The organism is Streptomyces sp. NPDC059909, from assembly GCF_042730885.1.
In the GTDB taxonomy this organism is placed as follows: Bacteria; Actinomycetota; Actinomycetes; order Streptomycetales; family Streptomycetaceae; genus Streptomyces.
Map to the genome: position 1 here is coordinate 41,701 of NZ_JBHWKX010000047.1, position 16,494 is coordinate 58,194.

General features: G+C 71.6%; 11 protein-coding genes and 2 pseudogenes. 1 reads left to right on the forward strand and 12 read right to left on the reverse strand.

Going from position 1 to position 16,494, the window contains the following annotated elements; genetic code table 11:
* Nucleotides 1-82 precede the first annotated feature (82 nt).
* The 11 genes and pseudogenes from ACFV9O_RS27345 to ACFV9O_RS27395 form a co-directional block, all read right to left on the reverse strand.
* Nucleotides 83-2,884: a hypothetical protein gene (locus tag ACFV9O_RS27345; protein ID WP_385422276.1), complete on the reverse strand. Its 2,802-nt coding sequence runs from the start codon at nt 2,882-2,884 to the stop codon at nt 83-85.
* Entirely contained in the window at nt 2,881-3,996 is a 1,116-nt protein-coding gene (locus ACFV9O_RS27350) for an AAA family ATPase (protein WP_385422278.1), read from the reverse strand. The genes ACFV9O_RS27345 and ACFV9O_RS27350 overlap by 4 nt, the downstream gene beginning before the upstream one ends.
* A gap of 25 nt (nt 3,997-4,021) precedes the next feature.
* Nucleotides 4,022-5,475, reverse strand: a pseudogene (locus ACFV9O_RS27355) (VWA domain-containing protein).
* A gap of 44 nt (nt 5,476-5,519) precedes the next feature.
* Nucleotides 5,520-7,469, reverse strand: coding sequence for a zinc ribbon domain-containing protein (locus ACFV9O_RS27360; RefSeq protein ID WP_385422280.1), 1,950 nt, complete (start codon nt 7,467-7,469; stop codon nt 5,520-5,522).
* Nucleotides 7,466-8,092 (reverse strand): IS607 family transposase, encoded by a 627-nt coding sequence (locus ACFV9O_RS27365; RefSeq protein ID WP_385422282.1) that lies wholly within the window; start codon nt 8,090-8,092, stop codon nt 7,466-7,468. Before ACFV9O_RS27365 ends, ACFV9O_RS27360 begins: the two co-directional genes overlap by 4 nt.
* Nucleotides 8,093-8,116: 24 nt before the next feature.
* Nucleotides 8,117-9,517, reverse strand: coding sequence for a hypothetical protein (locus ACFV9O_RS27370; RefSeq protein WP_385422284.1), 1,401 nt, complete (start codon nt 9,515-9,517; stop codon nt 8,117-8,119).
* Nucleotides 9,517-10,020, reverse strand: a complete 504-nt coding sequence (locus ACFV9O_RS27375; RefSeq protein WP_385422286.1) for a hypothetical protein — start codon at nt 10,018-10,020, stop codon at nt 9,517-9,519. Before ACFV9O_RS27375 ends, ACFV9O_RS27370 begins: the two co-directional genes overlap by 1 nt.
* A 379-nt stretch (nt 10,021-10,399) precedes the next feature.
* Complete coding sequence (locus ACFV9O_RS27380; RefSeq protein WP_385422288.1) at nt 10,400-11,152, reverse strand: 2-phosphosulfolactate phosphatase; 753 nt, start codon at nt 11,150-11,152, stop codon at nt 10,400-10,402.
* Complete coding sequence (locus tag ACFV9O_RS27385) at nt 11,149-12,786, reverse strand: ABC-F family ATP-binding cassette domain-containing protein (protein ID WP_385422290.1); 1,638 nt, start codon at nt 12,784-12,786, stop codon at nt 11,149-11,151. The genes ACFV9O_RS27380 and ACFV9O_RS27385 overlap by 4 nt, the downstream gene beginning before the upstream one ends.
* Nucleotides 12,787-12,881: 95 nt before the next feature.
* On the reverse strand, nt 12,882-13,382 hold the full coding sequence (locus ACFV9O_RS27390; protein WP_385422292.1) for a TrmH family RNA methyltransferase: 501 nt from the start codon (nt 13,380-13,382) through the stop codon (nt 12,882-12,884).
* Between the two features lie 118 nt (nt 13,383-13,500).
* Nucleotides 13,501-14,523 carry an oxidoreductase gene (locus ACFV9O_RS27395; protein WP_385422294.1) on the reverse strand — a complete coding sequence of 341 codons (1,023 nt, stop codon included), beginning with the start codon at nt 14,521-14,523 and terminating at the stop codon, nt 13,501-13,503.
* A gap of 67 nt (nt 14,524-14,590) precedes the next feature.
* On the opposite strand from ACFV9O_RS27395, the gene ACFV9O_RS27400 reads away from it, so the two are divergent.
* On the forward strand, nt 14,591-15,577 hold the full coding sequence (locus tag ACFV9O_RS27400) for an FAD-dependent oxidoreductase (protein WP_385422296.1): 987 nt from the start codon (nt 14,591-14,593) through the stop codon (nt 15,575-15,577).
* Between the two features lie 55 nt (nt 15,578-15,632).
* On the opposite strand, the pseudogene ACFV9O_RS27405 reads toward ACFV9O_RS27400, so the two are convergent.
* A pseudogene (locus tag ACFV9O_RS27405) lies at nt 15,633-16,433 on the reverse strand (BCCT family transporter); the annotation flags it as partial.
* Nucleotides 16,434-16,494 lie beyond the last annotated feature (61 nt).

Sequence of the window (16,494 nt, forward strand, 5' to 3'; positions counted from 1 at the left end):
CCGTCCTCGAATGCCGGACAGGCGGCCGGAGGACCGGGGACCCGACGGCGGATCCGCTGCGTGGGCTTTCACCCCACCGAAGTCACGGTCCGGCCAGGAGCACCTCCAGCGCCACCGCCGTATCCGGATGGCGGCCGGCGAATGCCGCGCCCGGCACGCCGGGATCCGCCGTCTCCCACGTCCCGTCGCAGCCCAGCAGACTCGACACCGCATCACACGTCTCGGGGTGGGCGGCAAGCAGCACGCCACCGCGGCTGCCGTTCGCGCGCCGCGCCGGATGCACGGCTTCCGGCGCCGGCTGCGCCCGCCACGGCGGCACCCACTCGTCCAGCGCTGCGAGCCGGCCGGGGAAGATCCGTCCGGCCTCACGGATCAGCAGCGGGGCCAGTTCGGCGCCCCCCGCTCGCAGGGTGGCGATAAGGGTCGGCAGCCACGGCAGGAGCACCGGGTCCGGAAGGCGGCCGAACGCGTTCGACACCGCTTCCACGACCAAGTCGGTGAGGCCCGGGACGGGCTCCAGGGCGTGTACGAAGCCGCTGAGGTAGCGCGGATAGGCGGGCACCACCATGGGGTTGCCCAGCAGTTCGTCGCACCTCGCCCGAAGGTCCGCGCGGGAGAGGCGCCCGAGCTGCACCTGAGCCGCCCACAGCAGCGCCGTTTTGGACGGGCCCTGCGGATGCGACTGGGCAACCGCCAGCTCCAGTTGGGTGCGGTCACAGCCGAGCGACAGCGCCAGGCTCTCCATGCCGAACAGGAAGCCCAGCATCGCCGCCACCTGGCGGACGGTGGCGTCGTCGTCGGTGAACGCCGTCGGCAGCAGGGTGCAGTAGTGCGCGTATCCGGCCTTGACGAAGGACTCGATCCACGGCGGCAGCACCGGCTCGCTGGTGCGGTAGTACGCCAGCAGCCGCCGTACCCGGCGCAGCACCTCCGGTGCACCGTCGACGCTGCGTTCGGCCGACAGCACCTCCAAGGCACGTGTGCCGAGCTCGTCGGCCAGCCGGCGGCTGCGCAGGTACAGCGTCGCGTCCTCGACGGCTTCCAGGACGGTCGCCGCGGTGGCCTGCGGGCCGTACGCCGTGCGGCGCAGGCGCTGCTCCAGGACCTGCTCGATGCTGACGCCCTCGTAGCCGAGCTCGATGAGCGCACGCTCGTGGGTGCCCAGCGCCAGGTCCCACGACTCCTGGATCGAGCGCTCCCCCAGCCTCCGCTCGCCCATGATCGGCCGCGCGGCGCCCTGCGGCATCAGGTGGCGCAGCATCCACAGCACGTCGGAGCACTGCTCCAGTTGCGGCTGGGAGGCGATGTCCAGCAACGCCCGTTGCACGCCGCGCTGCTGCAGCTTCAGGTTCAGGGGCGCGAGCCGGTCGTGCACATCACGGGCCAGAGGTGGCAGCGCATCGTAGCCGACCTGGCCGATCCGGTCGCCGCCCATCATGATCTCCACGAGGCGGCGCACGTCGCGCCGGCCCGGCACGGTGTCCTTCTCGATGCAGGTGACCGCCGCGTCCTGGAAGTCGTACGGCGTGGGCTTGGCCCGGTCGCGCATCCCTGCCAGCAGGATCGACGTCTCGAACACCGCGATGGCGTCGGCGGTGGAGGCGAGGTAGCCGCCTCGGCGTGCGGCCCGCACGATCTCCACCGACCAGCCGAGCAGTTCGGCCTCGTCCAGCCGGTCCAGGACCGGCGGTTGCCGCAGGAAGCCGGTCAGCTTGTCCGTGGGCGGGACCGCCGGTTCGGGAGCCGCCGCGGCCGCGGTCTTCTTGGCCTTCGTCTTCCTCGCGCCCGTCTGTCCCGCCAGTCGGTACGGCTCCACGCGGGTGCGCTTGAGATTCTTCGCCCAGACCGTCGCGGCGATCGACACCGAGCCGGCGGCGAGGCCGAACTGCGCCTCGATCGCCGCGTGGCTGGACGGAATCAGGCCGTGCTGCCACTTGGTGGCACTGCGCGGGCCGATCTCGAAGGTGGCGGTGCCCTGGACGCCGAACTCCGCGACCCGGCTCGCCGCGTGGAAGGCGCCGCACACGTAGAGGCAGTCCGCGGGATCGGTGCCGGTCGCGGCCAGGTGTTCGCGCATCCTGGTCCACATGTAGCGTTCGCGGTCCTCGTCCACGCGCACCCGGTGGGCGTCGCCGGGTGCGAGGCGCCGGAAGAGGCTGCCGACCAGGAGCATGACCTGGCGGTAGGTGTCGTGGTCGCTGTCGCCGAGCGGCAGTTCGACGTACTGGTGCCACCACTCCGACCAGTGCCGCACCCGGCCGTGGCGCAGCAGGTGCTCCTCCAGTTCGGCGAAGCGCGGCCGCAGGTCGCCGATCTCGACGCCGACCGCGTCGCCGTGCAGCGCGGCCTCTTCCTCGGCGGGCGTGGCCTCCGCATCCACAGGCTCTACGGGGTCCGTCCCGCGCGCGTCCCACTGGAAGACATGGTCCGAGGAGCGGTCGACGAGGACCAGTTCGACGCCCGGCGTGTCCAGTGCGTAGGCGATCGCCTGGTACTCGGCCGAGGCCTCGGTGATCGGTGCGACCACCGACAGCGGGGACCACTCGGCCGGGAAGCCGTCGACCTCGGTCGCGAACGCCTGGACCGCCACCGGGAGCTTGCAGTTGCGCAGTTCGGTCAGGAGCGGCGCCATGTCCTCGCACAGCTCCAGGTACACGACCTTGGGCTGCTTCTCCCGCAGGCGGCGTGCCATCGCGATCGCCGAGGCGGGTGAGTGGTGGCAGACGGGGAAGATCTCCAGCGGCTCGCGCACCGCGCGGTCGACGTCGTCGACGATGCCGAGGAGGATGCCCTCCAGGGCGTCGGGCCCGTCGGCGAACGTCGCGGCGGCCTCCTGCAACTGCCCGCGCAGTGCCTCGAAGGTCCCCTCGTGCGCGCTGCTCATGACAGGGTGGCGATCGCGTCGCGGCCGCCCTCCAGGAACTCCGGCCAGGATCCGCCCTGTTCCTTGCTGCGCGGCTCGACGACGCCGTGCAGGTACTTGTTGAGGATGGCCAGGTCCTCGGGCTCGCGCCGGGCCAGTGAGCCGACGAGCGAGGAGGCGAGGGTGTGCGCGGTCAGGGCGCGCTCGCCGAAGAAGTTGCTGTGCAGGATCGCGTCCTCGAGCACGCCGATCTGTTCGGCGGTGGACAGCGCGGACTCCAGCTTCTCGTCGTCGCTGCCGGCCGCGGCCGCCGAGGCGCGCAGGTCGGCGAAGCTCTGCAGCAGCACGTCGAGCAGCGTCGGCGGCACGTCCAGCTCGATCTGGTGGCGGCGCAGCAGTTCCTCGGTGCGGGAGCGGACGATCTCCGTCTCGCTCTTCTTGTTCGTCACCACGGGGATGCGGACGAAGTTGAAGCGGCGCTTGAGCGCCGAGGACAGATCGTTGACTCCTCGGTCGCGGCTGTTGGCGGTGGCGATGATCGAGAAGCCGGGCTTGGCGAAGACGGTGCCGTCCTCGCTGTCCAGCTCGGGAACCGAGATGTACTTCTCGGACAGGATCGAGATCAGCGCGTCCTGGACGTCGCTGGTGGAGCGGGTGAGTTCCTCGAAACGGCCGATCGTGCCGGTCTCCATCGCGGTCATGATCGGCGAGGGGATCATCGATTCCCTCGACTGGCCCTTGGCGATGACCATGGACACGTTCCACGAGTACTTGATGTGGTCCTCGGTGGTGCCGGCCGTGCCCTGCACGACCTGCGTGGAGTTGCGGGAGATCGCGGCGGACAGCAGCTCGGCCAGCCAGCTCTTGCCGGTGCCGGGGTCGCCGATGAGCAGCAGGCCGCGGTCGGAGGCCAGCGTGACGATGGAGCGCTCGACGAAACTGCGGTCGCCGAACCACTTCTGCGGGATCTCCCGGTCCAGGCCGTCGGAGCGCTCGGAGCCCAGGACGAACAGGCGAACCATTTTCGGGGACAGGCGCCAGGAGAAGGGCTTGGGGTTGTCGTCGACGGACTCCAGCCAGTCCAGCTCCTCGGCGTACTTGATCTCGGCAGGGGCGCGCAACAGATCGGACATAACAGGGCCTTTCTCAAAGGGATTTCTAAGCGAGAAACGTCTTGAGCTCGTGGACGAGCTTGCGGATGTGGCCGGAGAGCACCGGCGTACCGAGTGTCTTGAAGCGCTCCCGGAACCAGGGGTTGACCTCCTGGCGGCCGGAGCTGGTCACCGAGCCGACCGGAATGAACTTCACTCCGGAGCGGTGGACCGCCTCGATGCCTTCGAACAACGGCTGGGAGCGGTCGAATTCGTAGAAGTCCGAGATCCACACCATCACGGTGTCCCGGGGATCGGTGATCTTCGGGCGGGCCATGGCCATCGCGACGGGGCCGTCGTTGCCGCCCCCGAGGTTGGTGCGCAGCAGTGCCTCGAACGGGTCGCTCACCCAGGGGGTCAGGTCTATGGCCCGGGTGTCGTAGGCGATCAGATGCACGTCCACCTTCGGCAGCCCTGCGAAGATCGACGCCAGGATGGTGCAGTTCACCATCGAGTCCACCATTGAGCCCGACTGGTCCACGACGACGATCAGCCGCTGGGGCGTCGTCTTGCGGGCGGTGTGCCGGTAGTAGAGGCGGTCGACGTACAGCCGCTCCTCCTCCGGGCTCCAGTTGGTGAGGTTCTTCCAGATCGTGCGGTCGAGGTCGAGGTTGCGGAACACCCGCTTGGGCGGGACGGAGCGGTCCAGGGCGCCCACCGTGGCCTTTTCCACCTGGGTGCGCAGCACTTCGGCGACCTCGTCGACGAAACGGCGGATCAGGGCCTTGGCGTTGGCCAGGGCCACGCCCGAGAGGTTGTTCTTGTCCCGCAGCAGCTGTTCGATCAGCGACATGCTCGGGGTCAGCTGCGCGGCGAGCTTGGGGTCGGCGAGCACCTCGCGCAGGTGCATCCGCTTGACGAGGTCGGCCTCGATGGCGCCGAGTTCCGGGCCGATCGCGGGGATCAGCCGGCTGAGATCGGGCGTCGTGCCAAGGCCGCCGGTGCCGGTCGGACCGGCTCCCGGTCCTGCCGTGCCTCCCCCGGCGCGGCCGCCGCGCAGCTCGCCGGGCTTGCAGCCGAGCGCGCGCTCCAGCCAGCCCGCGTCGGACTGCCAGCGGGCCAGCTGGCCGGCGGTGACCGTGCCGGAGCCGGAGGCGAAGACGTTGAGCAGCACCTTCGACACCAGCGCCGCGCGCTGTACTTCGGCGGCCCGGTCGCGTGCGCCGTCGGCGGGGCCGGGGTGGGGTGGGGGTCGGGCGCCATCAGACCGTCGGACTCGGCGGCCAGCTCCGGGTGGCGCTGCACGATCGAGTCGACGGAGGCCCCCGGGTCCAGCAGCGCGGACGGCAGACCGATGTCCTCGACGACGGCGAGGCCGGCCGACTCCAGCGTGGCCTGCTCCTCGTGGTCGAAGAGGCGGGCGAGGAGCCGCCAGTAGAGGACCTGACGGCGGTTGTCGTGGGCGTCCGCCTCGGGGTTCTGTGAGGTCGCGTACTCGGCCGATTGCCCGGTCTCGGCCATCTGAGCGGTCGTGTGCTCCGTCATTTCCGCAGCAGCGTCTCTGATCAGCTAAGCGATCCCATGCGGACCGTAAGGTCCGGTGTGGGTTCTGCCCACCTGGGTGGGGCGGCATGAGCGTGGAGATGGAATCCAGCGCCCAGTGCTGCTCCTCGTGGCTTGTGCCGGTTGGTGGGTGTGCTGATCGTGGTCACGCCCTGGTGCCGGTGGGCTGCGCGGGGCAGCGGGTTCCGGTCCGTTGGTGCGTGTCCCTCCGGACGCTGGCCAGCGCGACCGGATGGCCGTGCTGGGGAGGGAACCTCACGTCGCCTGGGCGTGAGGTGGTTGGTTCGTGGCCGGGTGGGGCCGGTCTTGGACCGGTCCGTCCGGCTGGTCTTCGGGGCGGCCGTGATGACGGCCTTGGCTTCCATCGTGTCCACCACGGCGCGGATCACCATGGCGCCGCTGGCGCGGTCTGTGACGGTCTTGGTCTGGTGGGCGAGGCCGCGTGCGGCGATCCTGCGCCATGCGCCCTGGTCGCGGTCGCCCTGCCAGCCGCAGCCGGGGCAGATGGCCCACTTCCAGCCGGACACGGTGGGCCGGTCCGGGGATTTGCGGTGGCGGAGCGGGGTCAAGCAGCAGGGGCAGTGCTTGGAGGTGTTGCGCGGTGGAACGGTGACCACGGCGATGCCGACTTCGGTGGCGAGGTGCCGCATGCGGTCGGCGATCTGCCCGCGCACGGTCTGCGACAGGCGGGTGTTCTGGGTGCGGCCCATGCCCCCGGCTTCCATCGACCGCAGGTCTTCCAGGTAGATGACCGTGGCCCCGGCAGCAACGGCCTGATCGACGGCCCAGCGGGCGGCGGCCCACGCCAACGCGTCGTTGAGGTTGGAGCGACGCTCGCAGACGCGGCGGATCTCCTCAGCCAAGGTGGCGGCCTTGCCGTCCAAGGTGTTGTCGGCGAGCCGGGCGTAGTGGTCGGTCTTGGCGTGCAGGCGCTCGCTGATGCGGCGGAGCCGGTGCTGCTTGGCCAACACACCGGCGGCGCGGAACTGCGCACCCGAACCGAGGGCGGTGATCCGGCCGTCTTCGTGGAGGCGGGCCGCACCCGCGCTGAGGAGAGTGTTCAGCCCCCAGTCCACACCCAACGCCACGGTGTGGCCGGTGCGGTGAGTCTTGGGCACGGGGTGGGTGTAGGCGAGGTCGGCCCGCATCTTTCCGTCCGTGATGCGCAGGGTGGGCAGGTGGATCACGGCGTTCGCCGGAACGGTCGGGGGCAGAGTGATGGCGCAGGCCACCCAGGTCCAGTCCGCGTACTTCTGCGGGTCGGGCCGTGCGGGGAGCTGCAAGCGCAGCAGTGCCCGCTGCCCGTCATCGGAGCGTTCGATGGTGGCCTGCTGCCCATCACACGCAGCCAGGAGCAGCATGCGCGGGACACGCGGTGCGGGCTCCAGCTCGAACACATCAGCCGGGAGACGGCTGTGCTTGCGCTCGAAGGAGATGACCTGACGGGTGCGGGAACGGATGATGCTGGACGGCAGGTACTCGCCGCCCGGTATCGCGGCGCGCACTCGCTCCCACTCCGCTCCGGTGCGCTTGTCCGGATCAGCGGGCCAGGTCGCCAGGACCCCGGCGGCCACGTCGGCGCGCCACTTCACCGACCGCAGCGCACGCCCGGCCATCTCCTGCGCCATGCGCACGATCCGGTCGTTCACCTTCACCGGAGCGGTGACAGTCCACCCCAGGCGGCGCAGCGCCATCCAGGCATTCGAGGGGAGCTTGCGGCCTCCGGCGTCCTGACCGGAGGCCAGGCTGTCGACGTCCGGAGTGTTCCAGTGCTCGGCGATCAGACGCCCGGCCATGCCCCAGACGAGATCGAGGCACCAGCCGATCCGCTCCGTCAGCGCGGCGGCGGGGATGATCTCGCCGGTCTTCTCGTCCACGCCCGACCGGATCAGGGCGCGGACGCATGCTGTACGGGCAGTTTCGCCGTCGGCGAGGGGCAGTTTCCGGCTCACGCGGCCTCACCCTGGTCGCTGCACTGGCCGGACTCGGCCAGCAGACGGCGACGGTTCTCCGCGCTGCGCATCCCATACAGCCGCCCGGCGAACGTGGTCACCAGGCAGACGAAGTCTTCCAGCAGTTCATCCCTGCCGCCGAGCTTCTTCGGGTGCAGCACCTCCACGGTGACCCCGTACACGGCGAACAACCGCTTGAGCCAGCCCACCCCGAACCGGGCCAGCCGGTCCTCATGCGTGACGCGCACAACGGTCACTGTGCCGTCCGACACCATCGCCAACACCCGGTTCAAACCAGGCCGGTTCTCCTTCAAGCCCGAGCCGCGATCCTTGACGACCTTGACGATCTCACCGGTCGAAGTGGCCCGCAGCTCGGCTTCCTGGGCCTCCAGCGAGGACTCCTGCCCGGACGAGCCGGACACGCGCACATACAGCAACTCCCGGCGCGGACGAGTAGTCGAGGAGCCGCTGCCGCGCTTCATGTTCTCCACGTCCACGGAGGAGAAACGGCGCTCACGGCCGACCCACGTGAACGGGATCTTGCCGTCCAACGCCCACTGGCGAAGCGTCATCGGGTGTATCCCGAGACGCTTCGCAGCCTTGGACATACGCAGCAACTCCATGCCCACAATTGTACATGCACAACACTAGGGATACTTAATGAAGTTGATGAGCCTCCCAGCACGCTCCCGCAGCACGGCCACGGCGTCGGTGGCGGCCTTCTCGGCCTTGACGCCGGCCTTGTCGGTCGTGCCTCCGGCCCATCCCCCGGCGTGGATCGTGACAGCCTTCTTCCGTACGGTCGTCTCGACGGCCAGGGGCTGGACGATGAACGCCCCGGCGTCCCAGCGGAGCAGCCCGATGCACGCGCCGGACGCCGCGACGGCCTCGGGGGTGAGCGGTCCGGCGGTCGGAATGCGGTCGGTGTCGACGGCGAGTGGGTGTCCGGCGCTGGTGAACGTCAGTGCGTCGTCGTCCTTCCGGGCGGCGTAGCCCTCCAGCAAGACGGGTACGGCGATGCGCGCCGGGTGCCGGTCCAGCGGTGCGGTCGCCGGAGCGGTCGCGTTGGGCAGGGCGACGCGGGCGGTGGCGAAGGCGTCGGCGGGATCGCCCAGGCGTGCGTGCTCGTCGCTCCAGATCAGGTCACCCTCGGCGGTGACCGGCATGTCGGTGAGGTCCATCGAGCGGCCTTCGCCGGCGGCTGCCAGGAGTGACATGTGCGGGCGGAGCAGCTGCCACAGGCCCGCTCCGACGACCGTGTCGGGCTTCGGCACCGACACGCCGGCACGCACCAGGCGGGGCGTGGTGCCGTCCGCGGGCTCGAACACCGCGTGGACCTGGACCTGTGCGGCGGTCGCGTGTTCGTGCACGTCGACCCCGAGGGGCAGGAGGCGGCCGGTGGCCGTACCGGTGATGGTCACGTCGGCCGCACCGGGCAGCGTCAGCAGCATCGCGCGCGACCACAGGTCGGCCCAGCGGCGTGCCGGGATGCGGTCCAGGGCGGCGCCCGGGCAGGATGCGGCGAGTTCGGCGGCGAATCCGTCGAGGAGCGTCGCCAGGCGGCGCAGGGCCGGGTCCGGAAGCATCGCGGAGAGGACGGGCCCGGCCCCGGAGACCACATCGTGGTCGATGCCCTGCCACCCCGAGCGCGCCAGATCGGACAGCCAGGAGCGGGCGGCGGCGAGCAGGTTCGCCGCTTGCTGCCCGCCGGGCGCCGGGACGGTCTCCTCGCTGCTCGGCCGGCCGGCCGCCTCCTCGATGCGGGTCATCAGTGCGTCGTGGACGGAGCCGAGCAGTGCGGTGCGGGCGGCGGCGAGGGCGACGAAGTGGTCCTCACCCGCGGCTCCGGCCGCTGCCTTCTCGGCCGCCTCGGCGACCCTGGTGGCCAGCGGCGTCCCCGCGACGGCATGGGCGAGCTCTGTCAGGCCGGCGGCCTGGGCGGGCTGGGGACGGAGCAGGCCGGCGACGAGAGCCCGGTCGAAGGCGTCGACGGCCGCCAGGGCTTCGTCGAGCCCGTCGATGGTTTCGGCGAGCAGGTCGGTGCGCATCACGCCACCGCCCTGGTCGGCGGGAACCACTGCATCTCGGGCAACGGTGCGGTGCTCGGGGCGAGTTCCAGGTAGGCCAGGTGGCGCAGGAACCGGCTGAAGACGGGCGCCGCGGCCTTGGTGTCCCCCTGCGGTGGACGTGTGCCGCTCATGTCGGCAGCGATGGTATGAGCGTTCGGCTCCCCGTCCGCGAGCTCGACCCTCAGGTAGCGGGCGACGCGCTCGGCCCCGTACTGCAGCACCGCCTCGCCCAGCAGGGCCCGGATGTGATTGCAGAACGAGCCCCGCGCGCCGCCGCAGGGCCGGTTGTTGTTGGTGCTGCACGCGAACGCGTACGTACCCGCCGCGACCGACGAGACATAGACCCGCTCGATGTCCGAGCCGCTGGACACCACGCCCTGCAAACGTCCGTCGGCCAGCTCGACGAACGGGACCTTGGCGAGCTTGCGCGGCCGTGCGGGTGGTATCACCCGTGCCGTGCTCGACCTCTCCCAATCCGACAACGCACCATCTCCTATGCACCAAGGGGACTTCCTCGCCACAACGGCGGGACACGGCTGAACATACTTGCGACCACTGACAGCACCGGTTGCGCGGACGCCCGGTCGCGTGACGCGCTGCTCGCGGAGCCGGCAACAAGGCCGCGGAACGAGGCGGATGTCCGGTCGAGACGCGCGGGAACCGGGCGCCGAGCGCGTCCATGCGCCGCTCGACCCCTCCGTGCGGCGACGGCGGGGAACCCACACGCCGATCGCCGCATCCTGACGCGGCTCGGCGGCAGCTGCGTACCGCTCGGGCGGGGGAGGCGGCGAGCCCACGCCATGGATCGGAGAGCGCAGGGGCATCAGCGGGGAGAGGGCCCGCCGTGGGCGCGCCCCGCTCTCAGGTTGACGCCGTGAACGCGCCGTCCGCGAGGACCGGCACCGTCGTCGACGCGTTGATCTCCGCCGCGATGTCCACGTCCTCCGTGAAGCCCGCGAAGGCGCCCTCGCTCAGTTCGCGGCCGGAGTGGCAGCGGCGGAGGACCGTCGCGGGGTCGGCCGTCGTGTCCCACGCGGCTGCGGCCGTGGCGGCCTCGGGGGTCAGGTCCGTCGTGCCGAGGCCGCGCAACGTGGAGATGAGTGCCCCGGCGCCCAGCAGGTCCTCCACGGCGGGCCGCAGGGAGCCGTCGGGCCACTGTTCGCCGGCGGCGATCACCGCGAGGGGGCGCTCGGAGGTGCCGTAGCCCTGGGTCCTCAGCCATCGGGCCGCCGCGCGGGCGTTGCGCAGGGACACGGCGACGACCGTGGCCCCGCCGCCGGCGGCCTCGGCTGCGATGGTGGAGCCGTTCGGCGAGGGCAGCACGAGGCGTGCGGTGCGGGGCGCGCGACGCAGGGCGGCGGGCGACAGTGACCAGGGCGATTCCCCGGTGGCCGCGCGACGGCCGACGGCGAGGGCGGCGTCCATGCGGGTGGCGTACTCCTGCGCGGTGGCATCGCGCCAGCGGTACGGATAGACCCGGGTGCCCGCGTCGACGGCGACGCTCACGGCCGTCGTGAACGACAGCACGTCCACGACGGCCAGGCACGCCACCTGCGGCGCCAGGTGCCGGGCGCCCGCAGGCCCCCACTCGAACCCGACGCCGCGGCCGTTCACGACTCGGTCACCTTGCCGTCCGCCACCTCGATGCGCCGGGTCGTACGGACCGCGTCCAGCATCCGCCGGTCGTGCGTCACCAGCAGCAGCGTGCCGCTGTACGAGTCGAGCGCGGACTCGAGCTGCTCGATGGCGGGGAGGTCGAGGTGGTTCGTCGGCTCGTCGAGCACGAGGAGGTTGACGCCGCGCCCCTGGAGCAGGGCGAGCGCCGCGCGGGTACGTTCGCCCGGGGAGAGGGTGACGGCGGGGCGCAGCACATGGGCGGCCTTGAGGCCGAACTTGGCGAGAAGGGTACGGACCTCGGCGGGCTCGGTGTCGGGGACGGCCGCGCAGAAGGCGTCCAGCAGCGACTCCGTACCGTGGAAGAGCTTCCGCGCCTGGTCGACCTCGCCGACGACCACGCCGGAGCCGAGCGCCGCGTGCCCGGAGTCCAGCGGCAGGCGGCCGAGGAGGGCCGCGAGCAGCGTGGACTTGCCGGAGCCGTTGGCGCCGGTGATGGCGACCCGGTCCGCCCAGTCGACCTGCAGCGACACCGGCCCGAAATGGAAACCGCCCCGCCGCACCTCGGCATCGCGCAGCGTGGCGACGACCGCGCCGGAGCGGGGCGCGGCCGCGATCTCCATCCGGAGCTCCCACTCCTTGCGGGGCTCGTCGACGGCATCGAGGCGTTCGATCATCCGCTGGGTCTGGCGGGCCTTGGCGGCCTGCTTCTCGCTCGCCTCGCTGCGGAACTTCTTGCCGATCTTGTCGTTGTCGGTGGCCTTGCGCCGCGCGTTCTTGACGCCCTTGTCCATCCAGGACCGCTGCATCTGGGCGCGGCCTTCGAGGGCGGCCTTCTTGTCGGCGTACTCCTCGTACTCCTCGCGCGCGTGCCGCCTGGCGGTCTCGCGCTCCTCCAGATAGGCCTCGTAGCCGCCGCCGTAGAGCGTGATCTGCTGCTGGGCGAGATCGAGCTCGAGGACCTTGGTGACCGTACGGGTGAGGAACTCTCGGTCGTGGCTGACGACGACCGTGCCGGCGCGCAGTCCCTGGACGAACTTCTCCAGCCGCTCCAGTCCGTCCAGGTCGAGGTCGTTGGTGGGCTCGTCGAGGAGGAAGACGTCGTAGCGGGACAGGAGCAGCGAGGCGAGCCCGGCGCGCGCTGCCTGGCCGCCGGAGAGGGACGTCATCGGCTGGTCGAGGCCGACGGTGAGGCCGAGCGAGTCGGCGACCTCCTCGGCACGCTCGTCGAGGTCGGCGCCGCCTAGCGCCAGCCAGCGTTCGAGGGTGGTGGCGTACGCGTCGTCGGCGCCGGGCGCGCCGTCGACGAGGCCCTGCGTGGCCTCGTCCATCGCGGCCTGCGCGGCGGCGACCCCGGTGCGGCGGGCCAGGAACTGCCGTACGGTCTCGCCCTCGCGGCGCTCCGGCTCCTGCGGGAGGTGGCCGACGGTGGCGGTCGGCGGGGAGAGCCGCAGCTCCCCCTGCTCGGGGGTGTCGAGGCCGGCGAGCAGCCGGAGCAGGGTGGACTTCCCGGCGCCGTTGGCGCCGACGAGGCCGATCACATCACCCGGCGCGACGACGAGGTCGAGGCCGGAGAAGAGGGAACGGTCGCCGTGTCCGGCGGCGAGGTCCTTGGCGACGAGGGTTGCAGTCATGAGGGGGCCGATCCTATCGGGGGCACAGGTCGGGCCCGGTCCCGGCCAGTGGGGGCCGGGCCCGGCCGGGGCCCGCCAGGGCCGCCTGGAGCGGCTCAGAGCAGGCCCGCGAGCTTGTAGAGAGCGAGCGATCCGGCGACGGCCACGTTCAGGCTCGCTCCCGTGCCGATCATCGGGATCTCCACGCACTCGTCGAGCAGGTCGAGGGCTTCGGGTGGGATGCCGTCCTGTTCATGGCCGAGGACCATGACGGTGGGCTCGCGTGCGGGCGGGAGATCGGCGAGGCGGACGGCCTCGTCCGCGAGCTCCACGCCCACGATCCGTACGCCACGCTCGCGCTGCCGCGCCAGCCAGCCCAGTGGATCGCCGGTCCAGTGGGTGCACAACGGCTTGCGCAGGGTGTTGCCGCGCGCCAGCGCCTCCGGCACCCATGGGAAGCGCGGCACCGTCAGACAGGCGCCGACCGCGTCACAGGTGCGGGCGAGGGTTCCCAGGTTGGCTCCGTGCAGCGGCCACAGGGGTGCTGCGTAGAGGTGGTCCCAGCAGGAGTGGGCGCGCGGTCTGCGCGTGCGGCGCAGCTCGGCGGGGGTACGCATACGGATCGCGGGTCCGTTCCTCCGTGCGCCGCTCATCGGCGCGGGGAGGCGGACCTCCGGTTCGGTCGGTTCATGTCGTCTCGGCGATTCGACGGCTCGCCCGGGCCCCTCGGCTGTGTCATCGCACCACGGGCGCGACCAGCACGCCTCCCATGGCGCGTGCCACCAGGAAGGATCGCCCCTTCACCGCCCGCCCGTCCAGCGGAATTCTGTGGCTGCCGGGCTCCAGCATCCCGTCGAAGACGTCATGGGTGTGTGTGCGGTAGAGCCGGTCCAGGCGGTAGGCGACGAGCCGGACGCGGCAAGCGGAGGTGACCGTCACCTCGGCCTCACCGGCCCGCGCCGTCAGCCCGGTCAGGCGGCGGCGCTCCACCGGGCCCCGGTCCAGGGCGTGTTCGATCTGGGCGACGAGGAGCGGGATGACCGGGGCGAGGCCGTCGACGTAGGCGGCCTCGACACCGGCCCGTTCGAACGCGGCGCGCACCGCAGCGCGTTCCGCCTCCCCGACGGCCCGCCCGAAGGCCACGGCTCCGTACGTACGCAGTTCATCGGCCGGGATCCGGGTCGCGTCGTCGGTGATCTCGGCGCCGATGCCGATGGTGCGCAGCGCGGCAGCGAGTTTGGCGAGGACGGCGACGCGGGCGCCGATGAGCAGGACGCGGCGGCGCGGGCGGGCCTCGTCGTCGTCGAGCAGCCGCTCCAGCTCCGCGCGGTACTCGGCGGCGCGGAAGCGGAACGGTCCTATCCCGTGGTAGCCGTTGAGCTCCAGGTCGGCGGTCTCGTCCGTCTGCCAGGCGAAGTCCCGCCAGACGATGTCGCCGCCGTCGCGCTCGATGACCGCGGTGACGGCGCCGCAGTCGAGCCCCTCGCACTCGGGGCAGCCGTAGATGACATACCGTCCGCCGGGCAGCGGGGCCTCCGCCTCCAGCAGCAGGCCCCGCACCTGGCGGGTGAAGATCGCGGGCGGGATGTCGGAGGCGAGCGGGGAGACGGCGTCGAGGTCGGAGAGCTGGAAGAGGAGCGGCCGGCCGTCGACGATGAAGTCCATGAAGTCCCGGTGGACCTGATAGCCACCATCGGCGAGGACTCCCCCGGCCCGCATCGCCGGCGCCAGCCCGAAGGTCGCGTACTCGGCAGACATGTCCTGAGTATCCCCAGCTGCACCGGGATGTGAGCACGCCGCGAAGGATTCGGCTACCGTCCCGATCGTGAAGGGCAACGGCGATTCGGGCGAAGTGATCGTGGTCGGCAGCGGGGTCATCGGGCTGACGACGGCGGTGGTGCTCGCGGGGCAGGGCCGCCGGGTGCGGGTGTGGACCCGCGAGCCGGCCGGGGAGACGACGTCCGCGGTGGCGGGGGCGCTGTGGTGGCCGTACCGGATCGAGCCGCAGGAGCGGGTCGGCGCGTGGTCGCTCACGTCGCTGAGGGTGCACGAGGAGCTGGCGGCGAGGCCGGAGGAGACCGGGGTGCGCCTGGTGCCCGGTGTGCACGCCGGGGTCCTGCTCGACGGGCTCGGGCCGTGGGCGCGGCAGGTGGCGGACCTGCGGCAGCTGCCGGCCGACGAGGTGCCGGCCGGACACGGGTCCGCGCTCGCGGCGCGGCTTCCGCTGGTCGACATGCCGGTGCATCTGGCCTGGCTGCGGGCGCGGCTGGAGGCGGCGGGCGGTGCGGTGGAGACCCGGGAGGTGCGCTCGCCGGCCGAGGCGGCGGCGGAGGCTCCGGTGGTGGTCAACTGCACGGGGCTCGGCGCCCGTGAGCTCGTGCCGGATCCGGAAGTGACCGCGGTGCGGGGGCAGTTGGTGCTCGTGGAGAACCCGGGGATCACGTCGTGGTTCACGGCGGCGGACGAGGCGTCGAGCGCGACGACGTACTTCTTCCCGCAGCCCGGCCGGCTGATCCTGGGCGGTACGGCCGACGAGGGCCACGGGGCGTCGGCCCCGGACCGGGTCCCGGACCCGGCGACGGCCGCGGCGATCGTGGAGCGCTGTGCCCGGATCCGCCCGGAGATCGCGGATGCGCGGGTTCTCGGGCACCGGGTGGGGCTGCGGCCGGTGCGGTCGAAGGGGGTTCGGCTCGAACGGGACGGCGAGGCGCCGGCGGCAGGCACGCAGCTGATCCACAACTACGGCCACGGCGGCGCGGGCGTGACGGTCGCATGGGGCTGCGCGTACGCGGTGGCATCGCTGCTTGGGTGAGCACCGCCCCTCCACGACCTGTCAGGCATTACTCCCCGTCAGGAGTCGCTGTCCGTCAGGAATCCTCGGCATCGTCCCGGCCGCTCCTCGGCCCGTCCCCCTGGTCCGTTTCGGTTCCTGGCTCCGTCCCCGTGTCCTTCTCCCCCACGGGTCCGGGTCCGATGCGGATCTCGAAGGCACCTGCGTACCTCTCGTGGCCCGCGATCACGGCCTCTTCGACGGCCTGCTCGGCGAGCTCGGTGCGGACGATCAGCGGGTCCTGGCGGAGATCCCGCATGAGTGACAGGCACATGCCGATCATCACCAGCACGAACGGGGCCGCGACCAGAATCGTCAGATGCTGCAGTCCGGCGGGCGCGTCGCCCTTGCCCTCACCGACGAGCAGCATCACGGCCGCCACCGCGCCGGTCACCACGCCCCAGAAGACGACGACGAGCCGGGTCGGTTCGAAGGTGCCCTTCTGCGAGAGGGTGCCCATCACGATCGAGGCGGCGTCCGCCCCGGAGATGAAGAAGATGCCGACCAGAATCATCACCACGACGCTGGTCACGCCCGCGATCGGGAACTGCTGGAGGACGCCGAAGAGCTGGCCTTCGGGCGTCGTCGCGGCCCCGAGCCGTCCCCTCTCCTGGAGCTTCATCGCCGTACCGCCGAGGATGGCGAACCAGATGAGACTGACGGTGCTCGGCACCAGGATCACGCCGCCGATGAACTGACGGATCGTCCGTCCGCGGCTGATGCGGGCGATGAACATGCCGACGAACGGCGTCCAGGAGATCCACCAGGCCCAGTAGAAGACCGTCCAGTTGCTCAGCCAGTCCGCGACCGTTCCTAAAGACTGAGCGGAAGTGAGTCCTGTTGCCAGAACTCATGCTCAGCCGAACGCCCCGAACGGTGTTGGGCGTTCTGGTCCCCCG

Bases quoted from the DNA above. Each gene is read 5' to 3' on its own strand.
- ACFV9O_RS27370 (WP_385422284.1), bottom strand. From the start codon at position 9,517: ATGCGCACCGACCTGCTCGCCGAAACCATCGACGGGCTCGACGAAGCC.
- ACFV9O_RS27350 (WP_385422278.1), bottom strand. From the start codon at position 3,996: ATGTCCGATCTGTTGCGCGCCCCTGCCGAGATCAAGTACGCCGAGGAG.
- ACFV9O_RS27390 (WP_385422292.1), bottom strand. From the start codon at position 13,382: ATGCGTACCCCCGCCGAGCTGCGCCGCACGCGCAGACCGCGCGCCCAC.
- ACFV9O_RS27385 (WP_385422290.1), bottom strand. From the start codon at position 12,786: ATGACTGCAACCCTCGTCGCCAAGGACCTCGCCGCCGGACACGGCGAC.
- ACFV9O_RS27395 (WP_385422294.1), bottom strand. From the start codon at position 14,523: ATGTCTGCCGAGTACGCGACCTTCGGGCTGGCGCCGGCGATGCGGGCC.
- ACFV9O_RS27365 (WP_385422282.1), bottom strand. From the start codon at position 8,092: ATGGAGTTGCTGCGTATGTCCAAGGCTGCGAAGCGTCTCGGGATACAC.
- ACFV9O_RS27345 (WP_385422276.1), bottom strand. From the start codon at position 2,884: ATGAGCAGCGCGCACGAGGGGACCTTCGAGGCACTGCGCGGGCAGTTG.